At 38.8% G+C, this 21,830-nt stretch carries 23 protein-coding genes; 17 read left to right on the top strand and 6 right to left on the bottom strand.

Features of this window, described 5'->3' with window-relative positions:
• The first annotated feature begins 18 nt into the window (after window positions 1-18).
• The 3 genes from BACPLE_RS08985 (at window position 19) to asnA (ending at window position 2,961) form a co-directional block, all read left to right on the top strand.
• Entirely contained in the window at window positions 19-510 is a 492-nt protein-coding gene (locus BACPLE_RS08985; RefSeq protein ID WP_007561071.1) for a metallophosphoesterase family protein, read from the top strand.
• Between the two features lie 63 nt (window positions 511-573).
• On the top strand, window positions 574-1,713 hold the full coding sequence (rfbB, locus tag BACPLE_RS08980) for a dTDP-glucose 4,6-dehydratase (protein ID WP_007561069.1): 1,140 nt from the start codon (window positions 574-576) through the stop codon (window positions 1,711-1,713).
• Window positions 1,714-1,920: 207 nt separating this feature from the next.
• Complete coding sequence (gene asnA, locus BACPLE_RS08975) at window positions 1,921-2,961, top strand: aspartate--ammonia ligase (protein WP_007561067.1); 1,041 nt, start codon at window positions 1,921-1,923, stop codon at window positions 2,959-2,961.
• Window positions 2,962-3,061: 100 nt separating this feature from the next.
• Here asnA and ung read toward each other — a convergent pair whose 3' ends face one another.
• The 6 genes from ung to BACPLE_RS08945 form a co-directional block, all read right to left on the bottom strand.
• Complete coding sequence (ung, locus tag BACPLE_RS08970; protein WP_007561065.1) at window positions 3,062-3,724, bottom strand: uracil-DNA glycosylase; 663 nt, start codon at window positions 3,722-3,724, stop codon at window positions 3,062-3,064.
• An 18-nt stretch (window positions 3,725-3,742) separates the two neighbouring features.
• A complete protein-coding gene (gene metH, locus BACPLE_RS08965) occupies window positions 3,743-6,505 on the bottom strand; it encodes a methionine synthase (RefSeq protein WP_007561063.1) in 2,763 nt (920 codons plus the stop codon).
• A 24-nt stretch (window positions 6,506-6,529) separates the two neighbouring features.
• Window positions 6,530-6,988, bottom strand: coding sequence for an SsrA-binding protein (gene smpB, locus BACPLE_RS08960; protein WP_007561061.1), 459 nt, complete (start codon window positions 6,986-6,988; stop codon window positions 6,530-6,532).
• The gene (locus BACPLE_RS08955; protein WP_007561059.1) at window positions 6,988-7,557 is read right to left on the bottom strand and encodes a YIP1 family protein; all 570 of its coding nucleotides are present in this window, start codon (window positions 7,555-7,557) and stop codon (window positions 6,988-6,990) included. Before BACPLE_RS08955 ends, smpB begins: the two co-directional genes overlap by 1 nt.
• A 377-nt stretch (window positions 7,558-7,934) precedes the next feature.
• On the bottom strand, window positions 7,935-8,762 hold the full coding sequence (locus tag BACPLE_RS08950) for a hypothetical protein (protein ID WP_007561057.1): 828 nt from the start codon (window positions 8,760-8,762) through the stop codon (window positions 7,935-7,937).
• 126 nt (window positions 8,763-8,888) lie between these two features.
• Window positions 8,889-9,398 carry a DMP19 family protein gene (locus BACPLE_RS08945; protein ID WP_007561054.1) on the bottom strand — a complete coding sequence of 170 codons (510 nt, stop codon included), beginning with the start codon at window positions 9,396-9,398 and terminating at the stop codon, window positions 8,889-8,891.
• A gap of 292 nt (window positions 9,399-9,690) precedes the next feature.
• Between BACPLE_RS08945 and BACPLE_RS08940 the strand changes: the two genes are divergently transcribed.
• The 14 genes from BACPLE_RS08940 to BACPLE_RS08875 all read left to right on the top strand — a co-directional run bounded on the left by BACPLE_RS08940 (window position 9,691) and on the right by BACPLE_RS08875 (window position 21,639).
• Window positions 9,691-10,392 (top strand): iron-sulfur cluster assembly scaffold protein, encoded by a 702-nt coding sequence (locus BACPLE_RS08940; RefSeq protein WP_007561052.1) that lies wholly within the window; start codon window positions 9,691-9,693, stop codon window positions 10,390-10,392.
• A gap of 20 nt (window positions 10,393-10,412) precedes the next feature.
• Complete coding sequence (locus BACPLE_RS08935; protein WP_007561050.1) at window positions 10,413-11,423, top strand: GGGtGRT protein; 1,011 nt, start codon at window positions 10,413-10,415, stop codon at window positions 11,421-11,423.
• Between the two features lie 344 nt (window positions 11,424-11,767).
• Window positions 11,768-12,985, top strand: coding sequence for a site-specific integrase (locus BACPLE_RS08930; protein ID WP_007561048.1), 1,218 nt, complete (start codon window positions 11,768-11,770; stop codon window positions 12,983-12,985).
• Between the two features lie 87 nt (window positions 12,986-13,072).
• Window positions 13,073-14,014: a hypothetical protein gene (locus BACPLE_RS08925; RefSeq protein ID WP_007561045.1), complete on the top strand. Its 942-nt coding sequence runs from the start codon at window positions 13,073-13,075 to the stop codon at window positions 14,012-14,014.
• 302 nt (window positions 14,015-14,316) lie between these two features.
• Window positions 14,317-14,802 carry a hypothetical protein gene (locus tag BACPLE_RS08920; protein WP_007561043.1) on the top strand — a complete coding sequence of 162 codons (486 nt, stop codon included), beginning with the start codon at window positions 14,317-14,319 and terminating at the stop codon, window positions 14,800-14,802.
• Between the two features lie 58 nt (window positions 14,803-14,860).
• The gene (locus BACPLE_RS08915; protein ID WP_007561042.1) at window positions 14,861-16,654 is read left to right on the top strand and encodes a hypothetical protein; all 1,794 of its coding nucleotides are present in this window, start codon (window positions 14,861-14,863) and stop codon (window positions 16,652-16,654) included.
• Window positions 16,655-17,131: 477 nt separating this feature from the next.
• Entirely contained in the window at window positions 17,132-17,326 is a 195-nt protein-coding gene (locus BACPLE_RS08910) for a hypothetical protein (RefSeq protein ID WP_007561039.1), read from the top strand.
• A 235-nt stretch (window positions 17,327-17,561) separates the two neighbouring features.
• Window positions 17,562-17,900: a hypothetical protein gene (locus BACPLE_RS19710; protein ID WP_235777919.1), complete on the top strand. Its 339-nt coding sequence runs from the start codon at window positions 17,562-17,564 to the stop codon at window positions 17,898-17,900.
• Between the two features lie 473 nt (window positions 17,901-18,373).
• Window positions 18,374-19,393, top strand: coding sequence for a DUF3871 family protein (locus BACPLE_RS08900; protein WP_007561037.1), 1,020 nt, complete (start codon window positions 18,374-18,376; stop codon window positions 19,391-19,393).
• Between the two features lie 134 nt (window positions 19,394-19,527).
• Entirely contained in the window at window positions 19,528-19,818 is a 291-nt protein-coding gene (locus BACPLE_RS08895) for a type II toxin-antitoxin system Phd/YefM family antitoxin (RefSeq protein WP_007561035.1), read from the top strand.
• A complete protein-coding gene (locus tag BACPLE_RS08890) occupies window positions 19,806-20,081 on the top strand; it encodes a Txe/YoeB family addiction module toxin (RefSeq protein WP_007561033.1) in 276 nt (91 codons plus the stop codon). The genes BACPLE_RS08895 and BACPLE_RS08890 overlap by 13 nt, the downstream gene beginning before the upstream one ends.
• A gap of 85 nt (window positions 20,082-20,166) precedes the next feature.
• Entirely contained in the window at window positions 20,167-20,439 is a 273-nt protein-coding gene (locus BACPLE_RS08885; protein WP_007561031.1) for a hypothetical protein, read from the top strand.
• Between the two features lie 10 nt (window positions 20,440-20,449).
• Window positions 20,450-20,896, top strand: coding sequence for a JAB domain-containing protein (locus BACPLE_RS08880; protein ID WP_040312914.1), 447 nt, complete (start codon window positions 20,450-20,452; stop codon window positions 20,894-20,896).
• Between the two features lie 155 nt (window positions 20,897-21,051).
• A complete protein-coding gene (locus BACPLE_RS08875) occupies window positions 21,052-21,639 on the top strand; it encodes a tyrosine-type recombinase/integrase (protein WP_007561027.1) in 588 nt (195 codons plus the stop codon).
• Window positions 21,640-21,830: the final 191 nt, after the last annotated feature.

Here is a 21,830-nt window from a genome sequence, read left to right as displayed (position 1 = left end):
GACAAAAGCAAAAGAAAAATGAAAAGAATCGGACTCTTATCGGATACCCACGGCTACTGGGACAAACGTTACCTGAAATATTTCGAAAATTGTGACGAAATATGGCATGCCGGCGACATCGGTTCACTGGAGGTAGCCGAACGTCTGGCGGATTTTCGTCCACTGAGAGCTGTCTACGGCAACATCGACGGACAAGACTTGCGTATACGTTTTCCAGAAATCAACCGTTTCCAACTGGAAGGTACCGACATACTCATCAAACACATCGAAGGTTATCCTGGAAAGTATGATTCTTCCATTCGGGAAACACTTATGATACATCCCCCGAAGCTGTTTATCAGTGGTCATTCACACATTCTAAAAGTTAAATACGACCGCAACCTGGGGTTACTCCATATCAACCCGGGAGCTGCCGGAAAATATGGTTTTCATCGGGTACGCACACTTGTACGATTCAACATAGAAAACGGAAATTTCTCTGACCTGGAGGTAATTGAATTGAATGATTAAAACAAAAAAGTCTTGTCACATTCAAAAAACTTTCCGAAATTTGCATTCAAAATAAAACTCTATATGAAAACTTATCTAGTTACTGGAGCTGCCGGATTCATCGGAGCCAATTATATAAAATATATTCTGGGCAAACATGACGACATCAAGATTGTAATTCTCGACGCTTTGACATATGCCGGGAACCTGGAAACAATCTCACAGGACATCGACAACGAACGTTGCTTCTTTGTAAAAGGAAATATCTGTGACCGTAATTTGGCCGACCAGTTATTTGCTGACTACAAGTTTGATTACATCGTAAACTTTGCAGCTGAAAGTCATGTGGACCGCAGCATCGAAAATCCGCAATTATTCTTACAGACCAACATTCTGGGAACACAGAACCTGCTGGATGCAGCCCGTCGTGCATGGGTCACAGGAAAAGATGAAAACGGCTATCCTACCTGGAGAAAAGGCGTTCGATTCCACCAGGTTTCTACTGATGAAGTATATGGTTCTTTAGGGGCAGAAGGATATTTCACCGAAGAAACTCCGCTTTGTCCGCACAGTCCGTACAGCGCCTCAAAAACCAGTGCTGATTTAATCGTGATGGCTTACCGTGACACCTATAAAATGCCTGTCACTATCAGCCGCTGCTCCAACAACTACGGACCATACCATTTCCCTGAAAAACTGATTCCTCTCATTATCAAGAATATTCTGGAAGGAAAACGTCTGCCTGTATATGGAGACGGTACCAACGTACGCGACTGGCTCTACGTGGAAGATCATTGTAAAGCTATCGACATGATTATCCATAACGGAAAGGATGGTGAAATTTATAATGTAGGAGGCCATAACGAAAAACAGAATATTGAAATCGTTAAACTGACCATTGCAACCATTCATCAGATAATGACCGAGCAACCGGAATACCGGAATATACTTAAAAAGAAGGAAATGACTCCTGACGGACAAATCAGCATTGACTGGATTAACGATTCGCTGATTACTTTTGTCAAGGACAGACTCGGACACGACCAGCGTTATGCCATTGACCCGACCAAAATCACCCGCGAGCTCGGATGGACACCTGAAACAAAATTTGAAGATGGTATTGTAAAAACAATCCGATGGTATCTTGACAACCAGAAATGGGTGAAAAATGTAACCAGCGGAGAATATCAGAACTACTACGAGAATATGTACAAGAATCGCTAAATAACCTTTCTTTACATTACATAATAGAATGTCATTCCGGAAAGAAATTTCCAGAATGACATTTTTTATTTCCACCAATCCCTTTTCACTTTATCAGCAAGCAAAAAGAAATAAAAAACATTTTGACAACTTATTTCAAAAATCACTTGCATATTTATAAAATACACCTATCTTTGCAAGCAAATAAACATTTAAAGAAATTCACACATGAGTTACCTTATAAAACCAGCCAATTATAAGCCGCTGCTTGATATGAAACAGACCGAGCTGGGCATCAAACAAATTAAAGAGTTTTTCCAGCAAAATCTCTCGTCCGAACTTCGCTTGCGCCGTGTTACTGCTCCTTTGTTTGTACTAAAAGGAATGGGAATCAACGACGACTTGAGCGGTACGGAACGACCAGTCAGTTTCCCCATTAAAGACTTAGGAGACCAGCAGGCAGAAGTAGTTCACTCACTGGCCAAATGGAAACGTGTCACTTTAGCCGACTATCAGATTGAACCCGGCTACGGAATTTATACCGATATGAATGCCATACGTGCCGATGAAGAGTTAGGCAACATACATTCTCTTTATGTAGACCAGTGGGACTGGGAACGGGTTATTACGCCGGAACAACGTACAGTAGACTTCCTGAAAAGTATTGTGACCCGTATCTATGCAGCCATGCGCCGCACAGAGTACATGATTTGTGAAATGTATCCACAGATTAAGTCATTCCTGCCCCACGATGTACATTTCATTCATTCGGAGGACTTATTGCAAATGTATCCTGACAAGACTGCCAAGGAACGCGAAAACCTGATTACAGAACGTTTTGGAGCCGTTTTCATCATCGGAATCGGAAACAAGCTGAGTAACGGACAACCGCATGACTTGCGTGCTCCGGACTATGACGATTATACCACTGTAGATCCCAAAACAGGGCTTCCTGGCTTGAACGGTGACTTGCTGGTGTGGAACGACGTGTTGCAACGTGCACTGGAAATTTCCTCCATGGGTATCCGCGTGGACAAGGCTGCCATGCTCAAGCAATTGGAATTAGCCGGAAAAGAAGAACGTACCAAACTGTATTTCCACCAGCGCCTGCTAAACGACACACTCCCTCTGACCATTGGAGGAGGTATCGGACAGTCACGCTTGTGTATGCTTTATCTGAAGAAGGCACATATCGGAGAAATCCAAGCCAGCATCTGGCCGGAAGACATGCGTGAAGAATGCGCACGACTGGGTATGCAACTTATCTGACAAACACATAGATCATCATATAAAATAACAATCCCCTTGCTCCGTTCATACGGGTGGAGCAAGGGGATTTCTTTTTGCGTATTTATTGATTTGTTGTTTCTTACCAGTTGATAGGAGTCTCTCCATGAGCCACCAGGTATTCATTGGTGCGACTGAAATGCTTGTTTCCAAAGAAACCGTTATAAGCCGACAAAGGAGACGGGTGCACGGAAGTTAACACCAGATGCTTGTTGCGGTCAATAAACGCTCCTTTCTTCTGCGCATAAGCCCCCCACAAGATAAACACCAAATGTTCTTTCTGTTCAGCCAGCACACGGATAGCCGCATCCGTAAACTCTTCCCAACCTCTGCGCTGATGTGAACCAGCCTGATGGGCACGCACCGTCAAGGTAGCGTTCAGCAGCAGCACACCCTGCTCGGCCCAACGAGTCAGGTTACCACTGGCAGGAATCGGCATACCCAGATCATCGTGGATTTCCTTGAATATATTCTGCAAAGAAGGAGGAAATGCTACCCCGTCGTTCACCGAAAAACACAAACCATGCGCCTGTCCCGGTCCGTGATACGGGTCCTGCCCGATAATCACCACTTTCACCTTATCAAAAGGACAAAGGTTGAATGCATTGAAAATCAATCTTCCGGGAGGATATACCGTAGTCTGCTGATACTCCTGACGGACAAAATCGGTCAACCGGACAAAATAATCTTTTTCAAACTCCGGCGCCAGTGCCTTTTTCCAGCCTTCTTCTATCTGTACATTCATAATACGATGAGTAAATAATTAATCCCAAAGGTTCAGTTTATTCTTTTGAGCTTCCGCAAGTGAAACCGTCTGTACCGTTTTCTGACGGTTCTTTTCACGCAAAGCCTGATATTCTTCATTCAAAGCTTCCACAAAAGCCGGACGTTGCTCACGATTCAGCAACTTAGCAGCCACCAATGCATTTTGTGAAGCATCCTTCATGTATACCACCGGCGCATGATACACCGGAGCAATCTTCAGTGCCGTATGCAGCTTCGAAGTGGTAGCCCCGCCAATCATCACCGGAATATCCAGTCCAGCCCGCTGCAGTTCGGTTACCACGTGCACCATCTCTTCCAGCGAAGGAGTAATCAGTCCGCTCAGTCCTACGATATCCACCTTTTCACGGATAGCCGTTTCCACAATCTGCTCGGCCGGTACCATCACGCCCAAGTCTATAATTTCATAGTTGTTGCACGCCATGACCACCGACACGATGTTCTTTCCGATGTCGTGCACGTCGCCCTTCACCGTAGCTACCAGCACCTTTCCAGCACTGCGGGTACCTTCTTCTTTTTCCGCCTCGATATAAGGCTGAAGAATAGCTACCGCCTTTTTCATGGTCCGTGCAGTTTTCACCACCTGCGGCAAGAACATTTTTCCCGAACCGAATAAGTCTCCTACATGATTCATACCTGCCATCAGCGGTCCTTCGATGATGCTCACCGCATTCGGATAACGTGAAAGCGCCTCCTGCAAGTCTTCCTCCAGATAATCCGAAAGTCCTTTCACCAGCGCATATTGCAGCCGTTCTTCCACCGTAGTATTATTCCTCCACAGTAGTTGAGCCGACGCACTTCCTTCTTGAGAAGCAGTACCTTCTTTCTCCTGCTTCAACCGTTCTGCCGTTTCAATCAAGCGTTCTGCAGCATCCGGCCGACGGTTCAGCACGACATCCTCAATCCGTTCCAGAATATCCTGCGGAATATCCGTATACAATACAGACGTAGCCGGATTGACAATTCCCATATCCATTCCCTGCTGAATGGCATGATACAAGAATACGGCATGCATAGCCTCACGAATGTAGTTGTTGCCACGGAAAGAGAACGACAAGTTGCTCACCCCTCCACTGACATGAGCCCCCGGCAGATTCTTACGTATCCATCCGGTAGCCTGAATGAAATCGACCGCATAATTATTATGCTCTTCAATACCCGTAGCTACGGCCAGCACATTAGGGTCGAAAATGATATCTTCAGGAGCAAATCCTACCTTATCTACCAGAATGCGATATGCCCGTTCGCACACCTCAATCTTGCGACTGTACGTATCGGCCTGCCCCTTCTCGTCAAAAGCCATGACGATGACTGCCGCTCCGAGCTGTTTTACTTCACGGGCATGCGCTATAAAGACCTCTTCTCCTTCCTTCAAGGAGATAGAGTTGACAATACATTTTCCCTGCACACATTTCAGTCCGGCACGTATCACTTCCCACTTGGAAGAGTCAATCATAATGGGCACACGGGCTATTTCCGGTTCCGAAGCCACCAGATTCAGGAAGGTAGTCATCTCTTGTGCGGCATCCAGCAAGCCATCGTCCATATTTACGTCGATGACCAAAGCGCCGTCTTCCACCTGCTTGCGGGCTATCGACAAAGCCTCATCGTATTTCTTCTCATTAATGAGTCGCAGAAACTTACGTGAACCTGCCACGTTACAGCGTTCACCTACATTAACGAAATTGATTTCCGGAGAAACTTCGAGCAACTCCAATCCCGACAACCACAAATGCGCGTGCTTCTTCACAGGCACACGAGGCTGTACCCCTTGTATCAGTTCCTGATACTTGGCTATGTATTGTTCCGTCGTACCGCAGCATCCTCCGATAATATTTACCAGCCCTTCTTCGATATACTCCTTCACTTCGGCAGCCATATCTTCGGGAGTCTGGTCATATTGTCCCAGCGAATTCGGCAATCCGGCATTCGGATAAGCACTGATATAATAAGGCGCACGTGAAGCCAGTTGTTCCAGGAAAGGTTTCAACTGACGGGCACCAAATGAACAGTTCAACCCGACGGAAAACAAGTCAGCATGTTCCACCGAAGCCAAAAAGGCATCCAAGGTCTGTCCAGACAAGGTACGTCCGGCAATGTCCGACACGGTAACCGACAGCATCAAAGGTACCCTACGTCCAATTTTTCCCATCGACAATTCTGCTGCCCGAATAGCCGCTTTGGCATTCAACGTGTCAAAAATAGTCTCAATCAGCAGGGCATCCACTCCCCCTTCCAGCAAGGCTTCCATCTGCTCACAATAAGCTGCCTGCAATTCATCAAAAGTCAGCGCACGAAAAGCCGGGTTATTTACGTCCGGACTCATGGAACAAGTCTTGTTGGTAGGCCCTACAGAACCCGCCACAAAACGCGGCTTTTCCGGATTCAATACTGTAAACTCATCGGCCATCCGGCGTGCCAGACGTGCTGCCGCAAGATTGATTTCCCGACAATAAGCCTGCACATGATAATCGGCCATCGACACCGAAGTGGCATTAAAGCTATTGGTTTCAATAATATCGGCACCTGCCACAAGGTATTTCCGATGAATATCTTCTATTACTTCCGGACGAGTAAGACACAGCAAGTCATTATTCCCTTTCAATTGCCCGGGAATATCCTTAAAACGTTCTCCCCGGAAATCAGCTTCCGAAAGATTATATTGCTGTATCATCGTACCCATGGCCCCATCGAGCACCAGAATACGTTCCCGTATCAGTTGTTGTATCGTCTTTGTCTGCATAGTTTTCGTGCACCATTATTTAATTTAGCGTTTGAACATACGGTCCATCATACGTCGGTCTTCTTTTTCCTTCAACGTCTGACGTTTGTCATACTGCTTCTTACCTTTGGCCAGCGCAATGACTACCTTGGCAAGTCCCCGCTCGTTAATATACATGCGAGTCGGCACAATTGTAAAACCAGGCTCATCAGAAGTACGCTGCAACTTGCGCAATTCTTTCTTTGTCAGCAGCAGTTTGCGGTCACGACGAGCCGTATGATTGTTATAAGAACCGTAGAAATACTCTGCAATGTGCATGTTCTTTACCCACAGTTCTCCACGGGAAAAGAAACAGAAAGTATCTACCAGACTGGCCTTTCCCTGCCGGATAGACTTGATTTCCGTTCCGGTCAGCACAATTCCGGCCGTGTACGTATCGATAAATTCATAATCGAACGACGCCCGCTTGTTCTTGATATTAATATTATTTGAAACAGGTCTCATCAATTCAAAATTACAGACAATTTATTAAACACAAATTCTATCATCACCGGAGAAAGCAGTATTAGAATGGAGGCGACAACCGTATAGGAAGTCAACTTACTCTCCGGAATTTCCAAAAAACGTCGTGCCCCTTCAAACACCACAGCCACAGTGTACAGCTGAAGAATCCAGTGAAGTATTTCAATGGAAATCAGCCCATTTACCATATCGAGCACAAACAGAACCGTCATAGAGTACCCCACAAACACTTGAAGAGTTTCCTTTGGAATATACTTATTGAACAGGTTCCAGCTGATTTTATCCAGCAGATACACCGCAACAAAAAATCCACCAAACAAAGACACGGCTATAGCGCAGCAGCGAGTTAAAGCCCACTGGAAAAACTCCGAGCTGACATCACGCCCGATAAAAGTACCTATAAATTCCGATAATCCGCACAATCCGATAAGCGGATAAACGTACTCCGACATCATCCTGCTTCCCTGCCCTTCAGCCGCTTCTTTTTCCCAAAAGCGTCCGGGTGAAGAAAGTAAAAATGCCATTTTATTGAACAATTCTTTATAATTCATTCCCAATTCTTTTCATTATGCGATGAAACGAATTGCAAATTTACAAAAAAGTATGAGATAAAGGAAAGAGGGACTTATCTTTTCAAGCTATTTAAAATTCGGTATTCCCAAAATAAAATCAGCCTAGAAAATTCAGAGAAAAACAGTGTATGGAAAAGACTTTCAGAGAGGTGTTTTAACGCCCCCAAAAATGTACTTACGTTTAAAACAAAACTCTTTTGTGTTTCAACTAAAACGCCCTTGCGTTTAACTCCAAACTCTTTGACGTTTGAATGTAAACGCAAGGGTGTTTTTTCAAAAAATAAAATCGGCACTATAAATAGCTGTATAAGCCATTTTATAATGCCGATTCTTATCTTTACGATTTATGTTTATTATTAATTAGCAGCAGTTTCTTTATACAAATCATATACTACCGTCTTAGTTCGTTTTTTATTGGTATCTTTTGTCGGTACAGTGTAACTGTTATTATTATATTCGTAATCTACTTCCAGTTTTTCGGGCTTCTCTCCATGAGCATTCTCATATTGAGCCAGTAAAGAAGACAAACTTACATAAACAGCATCTGAATATTTCACTGTATAATCATTTGCCCAAGCCTCAGATGTTTCTGCACCTTCTTCAGTAGAAGAATCATCTATACCCGTAAGCTGATAACGCAAATATAACTTCAGGGTCTTAGTCGTCACGTTATCTTCTTCAGGCACATAATACACATTCAAATGGTGATTTACCAACTCAGTACTTAAATTTTCATTGGTAGTACCTTTTTTCAGAAAATAGGCAGGAGTCAAAACCAAATATTTATTATATCCCCATATTCCACCACCATTTTCTCCTAAAGAATAGAGAGAAACTGTAGAAGTTACATCAGGTAAGGTTGACTCAGCATAACCTAAATCGTTCAAATAAACTGGGTCGCTTAACAATGTGACCGGTAATTTTTCTGTTTCTGCAGTCAAATCCACATCATTATACTGGCAATAAACAAAAGCCAACTTAGAACTAGCAGTAGTAGTAATAGTCTTATTAGGAACAAATTCCAAGCCATCGGGAGTTGAGAAAGTCACATTACCCCAGCCTGAATTCACTTCCAAATAACCGTAATATTCACTAATTCCATCATCTTCTGAGTTCAAACAAGAACTAAACCCCGCCATTGTTAATAATGCAGCAAAAATGACTGCCAATTTCTGTTTTTTCATACTCTATTCTACTCTTATCTTTAGTTTAATAAATATTTTTAGATTTAAAATTCACAAAATAAATACGAAAAGAAAAAAAGACTGCACGGGAACAGTGTTATTTTAACACAAATAAACTTTTCATGATTATTTTACTTCTGCAAAACTATCCAAATGCTCGTCTACATACGTCGCTATTTGTGCGGTAATCTGCTCCTCCTCTTCCATATATTGTTCTTCCAAATCATCAAAAGCTTCATATTGCTCATACATAGCCATGAATTCCTCTTCCGTACGTTCCTTCTCCAAATCCTCACGATGAGCATCGTATATTTTTTTAGCCTCGTATATTAACTTTGAAAACTCTTTTGCCCCAAACATACGCATCGCTTTGGCAAACGGATTATCAAAAATATACGGTCCGTATCCATTCTGGATAAGCTGTACGAAACCTCCTTCCATCACTTCCTCCCGAAAAAAATGATAGCCTAACAAAGTATGCTGATACCCGTTCAGCAACGGCATGGTATCCGCATTAATCTTTCCTCCTGTCACCTCCAGGTATTTATCGATAAATACTTTCAAAAAAGCATCCATTCCCTCTTCTGCCCCTTTGCGCAAATCCGCATCCGAAACCGTAATCTGATTCATTTCCATTCTATACCTAATAATTGTTACCTATCTCTATGCAAACCCATAACAGGGTATCTTTGCTGTATCCAGGACAAAGATACAAGTTTCTTTCAGAAGATGAAAAACATTTTGTCAACCGGAGTTTGCAAAACAGCCCAAACCGAAAAAAATATCATTAAAATGTAACAAAAAGTTTGGTTTCACCCGTTGCAGAACGAAATAAAACGACTAACTTTGCGAATGGATTAAGGAAGAAATTCCCTAATTCAGGGTTTACGAAATACCTATTTTTTATTACCAATAAAACGTAAAGAATATGACTTATTCACACGAAGTTGAACACATGTGTGTTGTAAAAAAAGGACCTAATCATGGTCCAGCTCCAATTCCTGAAGAAGGAAAATGGGTTAAATCAAAAGAAATTAAAGACATCTCTGGTTTAACTCACGGTATTGGTTGGTGTGCTCCTCAGCAGGGTGCCTGCAAGTTGACACTGAACGTAAAAGAAGGTGTTATCCAGGAAGCATTGGTTGAAACAATCGGTTGCTCTGGTATGACTCACTCAGCTGCCATGGCATCTGAAATCCTGCCGGGAAAAACCATCTTGGAAGCATTGAACACTGACTTGGTGTGCGACGCTATCAATACAGCTATGCGTGAATTGTTCTTGCAGATTGTGTACGGACGTACTCAGTCAGCTTTCTCTGAAGGCGGTCTGATGATCGGTGCTGGTCTGGAAGACTTGGGCAAAGGTCTGCGTAGCCAGGTAGGTACTCTGTACGGTACTTTGGCAAAAGGTCCTCGTTACCTGGAAATGGCTGAAGGCTATATCAAAACTATCGCTCTTGACAAGAACGACGAAATCTGCGGATACGAATTCGTTCACCTGGGCAAGTTCATGGATGAGATCAAGAAAGGCACTGACGCAAACGAAGCTTTGAAGAAAGTAACTGGTACTTACGGACGCTTCACAGCAGAACAAGGTGCAGTTAAACATATTGACCCACGTCACGAATAATATAAGGAGGAAAGAACATTATGATTAGAGAAGTAAAATTTGAAAGCCAGGACCGTCGTATCAAACAGATTCTTGCTGCTTTGAACGCTAACGGTATCAAAGACATCGAAGAAGCTAACGCTATCTGCGAACAATATGGTCTTGATCCTTATAAAACTTGTGAAGAAACTCAGCCTATCTGCTTCGAGAATGCAAAATGGGCTTACGTAGTAGGTTGCGCCATCGCTCTTAAGAAAGGTTGCAAAAACGCTGCTGAAGCTGCTGAAGCAATCGGTATCGGTTTGCAGTCATTCTGTATTCCGGGTTCAGTTGCTGATGACCGTAAAGTAGGTTTGGGTCACGGTAACTTGGCTGCAATGTTGCTGCGCGAAGAAACTAAATGTTTCGCTTTCTTGGCAGGTCACGAATCATTCGCTGCTGCTGAAGGCGCTATCAAAATCGCTGCTAAAGCAGACAAAGTACGTAAAGAACCTTTGCGTTGTATCTTGAACGGTCTGGGTAAAGACGCTGCACAGATCATCTCTCGTATCAACGGATTTACATACGTTCAGACTCAGTTTGACTACTACACTGGCGAACTGAAAGTTGTGAAAGAAATCGCTTACTCAGATGGTCCTCGTGCAAAAGTAAAATGCTACGGAGCTGACGACGTTCGCGAAGGTGTAGCTATCATGTGGAAAGAAGGTGTAGACGTATCTATTACAGGTAACTCTACTAACCCGACTCGTTTCCAGCACCCGGTTGCAGGTACTTATAAGAAAGAACGTGTTCTTGCAGGTAAACCTTACTTCTCAGTAGCTTCAGGTGGTGGTACAGGTCGTACACTTCACCCGGATAACATGGCTGCTGGTCCTGCTTCTTACGGTATGACAGATACTATGGGTCGTATGCACTCAGATGCTCAGTTCGCTGGTTCTTCATCAGTTCCTGCTCACGTAGAAATGATGGGATTCCTGGGTATCGGTAACAACCCGATGGTAGGTTGTACAGTAGCTTGCGCAGTTGACGTTGCTACTGCTTTGAATAAGTAATCTATACTTAATCAAATATATAAACTCCTGTAATCTAAATGGTTGCAGGAGTTTTTTATTTGCCGTAAATTATAGTTTAGGGATATTCTAATAGCCTTCTTTTTGGTTATCTTGTCTTATCAGGTAAGAAGAAAAATGATACTATAACAACCTAAAACATGGTTCCTCCAAAGGCTATTACAGTCAAGCCCAAAGCAGAACAATTGCCACTTAATTAAGCACTAAAAAAGTGATTTTTGCAGCCCATTTGCAGCCCAATTTGCCATTTTCAAAAATGGGCTGCAAAAACTTATATAATCAACTATAGTACAATGAGATATACTCCATTTTACAATCATTTTAATATGGAAAAACATTGTACGATGGTTTACTTTTCATTGAGAGAAAGTAAGCAAAACAAGAAAGGTTTATCACCTATTGAGGTTTCTATCTCCACAAACGGAAAAAGAATCTATTTCAGCACAGGTAAATATGCACGTTCTACAGACTGGAATAGAGAAAAACAGTTAGTAAAAGGTAAGAGTGAAGAAGCTCAATTAGTAAACAGCTATCTTACACAGCTAAGAAACAAAATATACCAGAAAGAAATTGAGCTACTTCAAATGGGCTACCTAATCACAGCAGAGCTACTAAAAGAAGCTGTTGCAGACAAAGTAGAAGCATTGAACGAAAAAAGCCTGTTCGAAGTCTTTGAAGAACATAACAGAGAACAGGAAAAGCTGGTTGGAAATGGAGTTTCTAAAGCTACTTATTGGATTTCGGTCTATACAGTAAGATTACTCAAAGAATTTGTTCAGCAGAAATACAAAAGAGAAGATTTATACCTACGTGAATTGAATCTGAACTTTATCCAGTCTTTTCATACATTCCTAAGAATAGACAAAGGAATGGCACAAAATTCATCTACCAAACATCTAAAACTACTTAAAAAGATTGTCAACCTTGCAGTAGCTAATTCATACATGGCTACCAATCCATTCATTACTTATAAGATAGAACGTGAACCCGTAGAAATAGACTTCTTAGATGAAGAAGAACTGAGAAAGATTATCAACTTTGACACTCCCCTACCCAGACTGGAGAGAGCAAAAGATATGTTCCTCTTTGGGTGTTTCACTGGATTGAGCTACATCGACATCAAAACCTTAGCACCAGAACATTTTGAAAAGGACAATACAGGTAGAATTTGGATTAAGAAACGCAGGGTAAAAACAGGAGTTCTATCACGCATCCCCCTACTCCCTATTGCCAAACTGATATTGGATAAATACAAAGGTGGAGAGAAATTACTTCCTATCCAAGACCCAGCAGATATAAACAAATACCTAAAGGATATAGCCATTTTGTGCGACATCAAAAAACGAATCACATTTCATACAAGCCGCCACACATTCGCAAGTACGGTTACTTTAGCTAATAATATCTCGCTGGAAGTCGTTTCTAAGATGCTTGGTCATACCAATACCAGAATGACGAACCATTATGCCAAACTGATAGATAAGTGCATAGGTGAACAGATGGACAAGCTCATGGACACATTTACAGGAGATTCCAACTACTAAGCCTTACAAACTATGATTATCCCATTTGCAGTATTTGTGAGTGGGATTTTCTTTTTTAATTTTGCCTATAACCAATAGATTTAAAATATGCAACCAATAGATAAATTTCAATGGAATAATATAAATAAAGAGAAAGAGTTATTAGAATATATTTCTATATTAGAAAATATATTTATCCCAGACTTTGACTTTGCAGATGAAGACCCTTTTTGCTATTATAATATATCCATTGTAACGGAAGAAGAGGAATCTCCAGAAAAATGGGAAGAAATAGGCAATCAGCCATTGATACCTGCTATATCAGAAACTTTACAGATATTCTCTGATAGATATAACAACAATCTAATATCCGAGTATTTTAATTATGGTGACTATTTAGGAAGTGCGTTAATCCAAAAATTCATAGCAGAATTAGAACTTGACGTAGAAAAATTTTGGATGCTTATACTTTTCATCTATGATTATAGTTATCATTATTATATAAATGGAGCAGAAAGAAAAGAATCACCTTATGAACAACTCCAAAAGTTTACTACATCTATAATAAATAACGTAGAAGATTTTAATGAAAATACTGGAACAACATTTATTAAACCCATAACTCTAAAACTATGCATAGAAGGAGAACCAGAAATCATTATAGATAGTCCTACCACAATCCATTATATAGCAAGCGCAACAGATACACTTGCGGAAAAAGAAAGTTTAAGCACTATGCCAGTAATGAAATATAAAGCAAAAGCACAAACATTTAAATCTACAAAAGATTCTCCACTCATAGCTTTTTTTGCAAAAATGTTTCTTAGTTTTTTTGATACACAAGAGCAAGTCGTAAAAAAAAGAAGAAAAGGAGCAAAACATTCTCAGAAAGAAGTTGACCTTATCTGCCAGTTGATAGCTTTTACAAAGCTATCCATTAAGGAATGTTGGAAACAGACAGAAAATGATACACTGAAAGCATTCTTAAAACAATACAAGAACTTTGAACCAAAAACAATAAACAGCATTTACCCCTCATTTAGATTATAAATTGTTTATCTTTTTTAGAAAATCCCATTACTCTATTCTCTCTAAAGGGAATAAAGTAGTGGGATATTTTATTCCTTAAACCTTACTCCATATCACTCTACTTTTGTACAGTCAAAGGAAATGAGATATATTCCTAAGCTAAGGGTAATAAAAAGCAATCAAGTTTTATTACCTATAACGAGGATAGAAAGCCCATACCTTTGCAACGTAATCAGAAATAAAACGGTGCGCACCTTTTAATGATGATTATCTGACAGTTCCCTCAGAATGGGAATAAAGTAAAAACTAAAAAAAGAAGAATCATGGAGTTTAATATTAATGGAACAGTTATTCCACAAGTAGAGAAGTACGATAATCAAGGTGCGCACAATGCCATCAAGTCAATGATGCAGAGAAAAGAAACTCTAAGCATTAGATTATATACCGACAAGGAAAACTATCCTTGCATTTGGGTAGAATCTTATAATGTTGCAGGTTTCAAATACTATGTCAATCCAGCTTCTTTCAAATGGATATACACTTATCTGACAACTGGAGAAAGTGAAGATGGAGGAATAAAGCCAACTGAACTTACCCCTTTTAAAGCAAACGAAGATAACAATTTTCAGTTATCCATATTGAAACAGCTCATTGAATCTGGAAAACGTGTGCAGTTCGTACCGTTGTTTCGTGAGGTCAATAATTATATCAGTGCAACCAGCGCATTTCTCCGTGGCAAGATATTCTTCCGAGTGGAACGCACGGATGAACTTCTGAACTACCTGCGTGAAAAAGAAGCTATAATCTGATAATTATTAACCTAAAGAGTGGGAGCTAAAAACTCCCCTCTTTTAAAACGAAAACAAGATGAATACTACATATATCAATATAGAAAAGAAGAACGGAAAAGTTCAATATCTGACAGAAGTCTTACCAGAAATTCCAACAAATACTATACTATATAAAAAACTGACAGGACTGGGAGCAACTTATGGCGAACTGAAAGCTGACAGAGATTCCATTATCCTAGAACCAAATGTTCCAGTAATCAAAGGTAAATGCAAAGACCCGAAACACACAAAGGACAATCTTATGGGAGTTTACGAGAATGTAACGGTAGATTCTATTGTAAAATACCTGCAAGCCAGTAAGGAAAAACATATAAAGCTATTATCCACTCCAGAAAGTTTTTCTAAGATTAAAGCTGCATTTGAAGAAATTGACAGGGACATTTATTCAACCTGCTATCTTTTATTCGACGAATGTCACAAGATTGTGAAAGATGTAGACTATAGAGAAAACATAACATTACCTTTCGATGATTTCTTCATGTTCGAAAACAAAGGGCTTGTGTCTGCTACTCCGCTGGATTTTACCGACCCAAGATTTTTTAAGCAGAAATTTCAGATAATGGAGATTCAACCCAATTTCGAATATGCCCAACCATTAAACCTATACCATACTAATAATGTGCTACAGGAATTAAAGAAACGAATCGGCAATACAGAAAAACCGATATTTCTCTTTATCAACTCTACGGAAACCATTTATTCAATTATGGATAAACTGGATATTCTGGAACAATCTACAGTATTCTGTGCATACAATAGTGTAAAGAACCTAAAGGATAAGAAGTTTAGTCAAGCCTATTCAGATTGGGATGCAGCCAAGATGAATAAATACAATTTTCTGACAAGCAGATTCTTTAATGCTCTGGATATTGAACTAGATTTCCAGCCAGAAGTTTTTATTGTAACCGATGTTACTATGGCTACCCAGAGCATAATAGACCCGTTTACCGATACCATACAGATAATTGGAAGATTCAGAAATGGAATAGCTTCAGCAAATCATATAACAAATACAGACTATAAATTTCAAGTAAGGTCAAAAGCCCAGTTACAGTTTAGAATCAATGTGTTTGAAGAAAATTATAAAATGCTCAAGGCATACTATGACAATGCAACCAATGATGAATTAAGGGATGCGGTCAAAGCAATACTTAATAATCATCCGCTCACTCCTTTATTAAACATAGATGGAACAAAGAACTGGTTTAAGATAGACAATTATCTGGCAGAAAATCTGGTACAGGGATATTACAACTGTTTTGATAAATTGATAGAGCACTACAAGCAATGCAAATCCTTTAAATTGAATTATGAATCAACCGCCTACAAATTGAGTGACACCGAAAGGCTTAAACGAGAAAACAAATCACTAAGCATTAAAGCTAAGCGTAGGGAAATTGTGGAACAACTGGAAATTCTGAAAGGGGATGAAACCAGCATAGCGATGGAACATAAAAGAGAACTTATCCGAACTGACGCTTTTATAGTTCAGGCTTATGATGAGTTAGGTAAGACAAAAATTGAGGAACTGAAATACTCCCAGTCCCAAATAAGAGAAGCCATAATACTTAAAAGGTACAATGAGAATCGGACAGGTACAGAGTTCATTGAAATGGTGAAAAACAAGTTTAAGACAGGACAATCCTATGAATTATCTCAGATTAATAAAATCAGGGATGAAATATACAGCTTATTGAATATGCCACCTATAAAGAAGAAACCAAAGGATTTTCTAAGTGATTTTTTTGAGCTAAGAGATTATTGGAAGAACAGACAAAGAGCATTATTTCTGGAATATGAAAAAGTTTAGTCAGATACAACATTTTATCATAAAACCTCTTATTATAACCCCTTTTCTAAAAATGTTGTACTTACCCGAAATGAAAGTCCAGATTCAATTTATCTGGATTTTCTTCTAAACTACAATACAGGCATACCAATAGTTTAAATTCAGAATATCCTCAAATTTGAATTTCCAATGTGTGACCCTAAGATTAGTTCCCCACCTATAAAGTAACTACCTTTATACTACCTCCAGTAGATAATCCCACTAACAAGATTCTCTATTTACAAATCATTCAATATTTCTAAAATGCAGGAATTTACCTATGAGCAAATCAGAGAAAAAGCATTAAGACAAGGAGTAAAAGATAACAGAGTTCATATAGGATTATGGGCTAATATTAATAACTATCTAAAGACAAGGAGAAAGAAAAATGGAAAGGTTACTACCTATTATATCTCATTGCAGAAACTGGCTTATTAACTTACTAATGCTTGAATTGATATGATAATCCACTTGCCAACTGGAAAGAAGTTCAACAACCGAAAGGAAGCCAAGATTTATTTTGGCACAGCCTACTATTATAAGATGGAACGTGAAAAGAAAGATTTAATGTTTACCCATAATGTTCAATCAGCTACTAATGAATATGAAGAAAAGATTAATACCAACAAATTGCGAGAACAGAGCAACGATTAATTATTCCATGCTGCCACATTTCAAATCTGCCAATATATTTAGGTTTTTCTGCCTGTCATTATTCAGAGATAAACACTACAATGTACGCAAGACTTTAGATGAACTGAAAAGAATCACAGGAGATAGTTTAAGCAATTTCAATAGTCAGTTTAAAGACTTCTTACGAATCAAGCATTACTATCTGGATAACGGATTTGAGAATAAGACCAAACGGTGCATATACCACATTCCACCTATGGAATTAAAATGCGTTACCTTTTCAAGAAAGATTATTGGAATTGAACTTGAATCAGAATATATAGGCTTTTTCATGCAGTTAGTTCTATTATCCAGATTTGCTGATATTGAACTATCCAAAAACAACATTATTGAGAAACTAAAAATGGATAAAAAGACCTATGAAAAATACATTATGGAATTGAAGTTGAAAGACCTTATAGATATTCATAATGACAAACTGATTCTTAAAGGTGAAGAATACATATTAGAAACTGATTTTAAACATCAAAGAATCCCCAGTACAGCAGAGCTGACTCCTAAATTCATACCGAAGTTCATTATAAAACACAAATAACCCTATCAGAGGGGAAAACAGCTATTATATTATATAATTAATACAAACAGCTTTTTCCCCTCTTAATACCTTAAATCTACTTTATAAGCACATAAAGTCTGATTTTTTTAACAGATACAACATTTAAGGTAAAAAATGGATTTTATAACCCCAATCCCAAAAATGTTGTACGGGATGCCATACCCCAATTTTATCCCCCCTCACACCAAGCAAAGGAAAAATGAAAATTGGCAGGCACCTACCCACCCCCAGATTCATTATAAATTTTACTATTTACCTCACATCATTGATAGACTTTATAGGATGATACACAAATACATAGATAATATAAATAGCCTAATCGTATCACACCTATAAATGTACCAAGAGTATTTGTAATCGTACCAAGAGGGAATCGAAGCAATTCATTGCTTCATGGCGATTCATTGCTCTGGAGTTAATTCAATCAATAATCATTTAAACAATTTATCATTATGAGAAATTTAGTTATTATGCCAGCTATGGCAAACAATCGTGAGAGAATGAATTTGGGTGAATATGCAGAAGAAGCTACCATTATCATGGACGAGCCAGTAAAGCCAGCCAATCATTTTATCGAAGCCAACACACAGGAGGTAACATTGAATCATTTGAAAAATGATTGCATTACACCAGTGTTCTCTAAAGACAATGAACTTACAATCAATCATGCTCAGTTTGTAGAAACAATACAGGATGCAGCACAATCTTTCTTTAGTGGTGAAAAGGTGGAACAAGCCACAATCAGAGCAAGCCACATTATCAAAGGTAGAATCCCTGAAGCTATCCATAAACCAGCCAATCAACTGTTGGAATCTGACAAGACTATCTATTATGAAAGGGCAGCTTTTAGCATTGATATTCCCACCATTTATGAAACAGTAGGAGGAAACAAGCTGAATCTCTCCATCGTAGGAGTAAGAGCTTACAACCAGATGAATCTATATTCAAAGAAAGTTCCTGAACTTTTCCGTTTGGCTATCGGATTCAAAAATCAAGTTTGCTGTAACATGTGCATCTTTACTGATGGTTACAAGGATGATTTGAAAGTAAGTAACACTACAGAGCTTTATCGTGCTGCACTGGAACTTTTCAGTAACTACAACCCAGCCAAACATCTTTATCTGATGCAGCAATTAGGTAACACTTCAATGAGTGAACACCAGTTCTGTCAAATAATAGGCAAGATGAGACTTTATCAATGCTTGCCAACAGGCTACCAGAAAGCACTACCCAGAATGTTGCTTACTGATACACAGATAAACAGTGTGGCAAAAGCATACATTAATGATGAAAACTTTGGCAGCTTTGAAAGTGAGCTTAATATGTGGAAATTCTACAACCTATTGACTGGAGCTAACAAGTCAAGCTATATTGATTCATTCTTAGACCGTTCTCTTAATGCTACAGAAATGGCTTTAGGAATCAATTCAGCTTTACATGGTGATGAGAAATATAAATGGTTCATTGATTAAATGAGCTTTATTGATTGAGAGAGAAAAGGGCATTCTTCATGGGTGTCCTTTTCTTAAATATCAAATAATTAACCGTTTATATTTGTAAGTACGCAAATAAGTACATATCTTTGTGCTATAACAAAGGAGGATTTATGAGAACAGCCAATTACACAGATTTAAGAGCCAACTTGAAAAGCTACATTGATGCGGTCATTGACGATTATGATACTGTAGTTGTCAATCGTGGTAATGGCAAAGGAGTAGTAATGATTTCTTTGGATGAATACAATTCTCTAAAAGAAACAGAATACATCATGTCGTCGCCCGAAACAATGGAAGCAATACATAAAGGCGAAGAGGATATTAAGAACGGAAATTCTATATCCCAGAATGAAGGTGAAAGCATAGAGGACTTCTTAAAACGGGTAGCATGTACAGAATAACATTATCAGAACAGGCACGAAAAGAATACCTATACTTTACCCAAAGCGGTAACAAAGCAATATTGAATAAAATCAAAAATTTACTGGAAGATATTGCGGCACATCCTTATACAGGAATAGGAAAACCAGAACCGCTTAAATATGAACTTGCAGGAAAATGGTCAAGAAGAATCAATGCAGAGCACAGAATTGTTTACTCCGTGCATGATGATATAATAGAGGTTTATATATTCTCTATGAGATACCATTATTCCAAGAAATAACACACATATTACTAATATTGAAGAAAGGACAGCTATTAAGTTAGTTGTCCTTTTTTATTTCTGCCAACATCTAAAATTTACAATCATGGATAAACAGATAGATAAACTTATAGACCATATCAGAGATTTAGAAAACCGTTTGGGTGAAGTGGATAACAACCTTAGATATATAAAGGTAGTACAGGCATTGAAACATTCCTTAGATAAATTGGATGATATGCTTAGAAATAACATCAAATTGCAGCGTGAATACCAAGCAATCTATCATAGATATTTCTATACAGGTTGCGGATTCTCCTTTTATGATAGAATCTGTAATTCTATACTGGATTATAAATATGGAAACAAACCTTTTTAAAATTGACATTATGAATATAGATTATAAAGTAGGAGAAGTGAAGCTTTCCTACAAACCCAAATTCAAGAATCAGCAAAAAGTAACCTGTTCAGAGGATGCTTATAAATATATGCTTTCTACATATAAGAAAGAAACTATATGCTACAAGGAATATTTCAAAGTCCTGTTCCTAAATCAAGCCAACCAAGTTTTAGGATATACTCTAATTTCAGAGGGAGGACTAACAGAAACAACAGCAGATGTTAGACTTATATTCCAAGCTGCATTACTTACTAATTCTGTAGCTTTAATTCTGGCACATAATCATCCAAGTGGAAACTTAAAGCCAAGCCCAGAGGATATAAGACTTACTAAACAAGTAAGGGATGCAGCACAGCTCATGCGAATAAAAGTCTTAGACCATATCATTCTTACTGATGCAGAATACTACAGTTTTGCTGATGAAGGAATGCTGTAGCATAAACAAGGGCACTCAATATTTTAGTTGGGTGTCCTTTATTAATAATATTCACTTTGGATAAAAATAATTGTTTCCTTAGTAATCAGTGAGTTAGTAAATCCAACTCAAAATTAATATTCACTCTTATTCATTTACTTATAAAACAGAACATTATGTCACTTAAATATTCAAACACGACAGCAGACTATCTTGTTTGGTCAGATGCAATGAACCTTATAAGAAAACTGGCTAAAGATGATAATTATAAAATATCACTTCTAATAGCTATTGGCTGTTTCACAGGATTGAGAATTTCTGATATTCTATCTTTAAGATGGAAACAGATATTAAATACAGACGAATTTACTGTAATTGAGAAAAAGACAGGAAAGCAAAGAACTATAAGACTGAATCCCCAATTACAGGAACATATCAGAGAATGTTACGAACATATAAAGCCAGTTGGAATAAATGCACCTATCTTAGTAAGTCAGAAAGGTACAGTCTTTTCAGTCCAGAGAATAAATATCATTCTTAAAGAAGTGAAGAAGAAATATAAGCTAAAGATTAAGAACTTTTCCTGCCATTCACTTAGAAAGACTTTTGGCAGACAGGTCTATAATATGAACAGTGAAAATTCAGAGCTGGCATTAGTAAAGCTCATGGAACTTTTCAATCATAGTTCTGTTGCCATTACTAAAAGATACTTGGGATTAAGACAGGAAGAAATATTGCAGACTTATGAATCTTTGAGTTTCTAAATTACAGGTAGGACAAATCAAGAACAAGGTTAGCTTTATATACCCCAATCAAAGTTTGTCCTACCTAAATTTTAAACTCCAGATATATCTAAAGTCTGATTATTTGTGTTTGGCATTTCAGCCTTATAGTAACAGGTCAAATCCATAAGTTTTTAGACTTTAGAACCACCTTAACCACTATATTCTATATT

Origin of the sequence: Phocaeicola plebeius DSM 17135, assembly GCF_000187895.1 — a bacterium.
In the GTDB taxonomy this organism is placed as follows: domain Bacteria; phylum Bacteroidota; class Bacteroidia; order Bacteroidales; family Bacteroidaceae; genus Phocaeicola; species Phocaeicola plebeius.
This window is presented reverse-complemented; position numbering and strand designations above follow the sequence as displayed.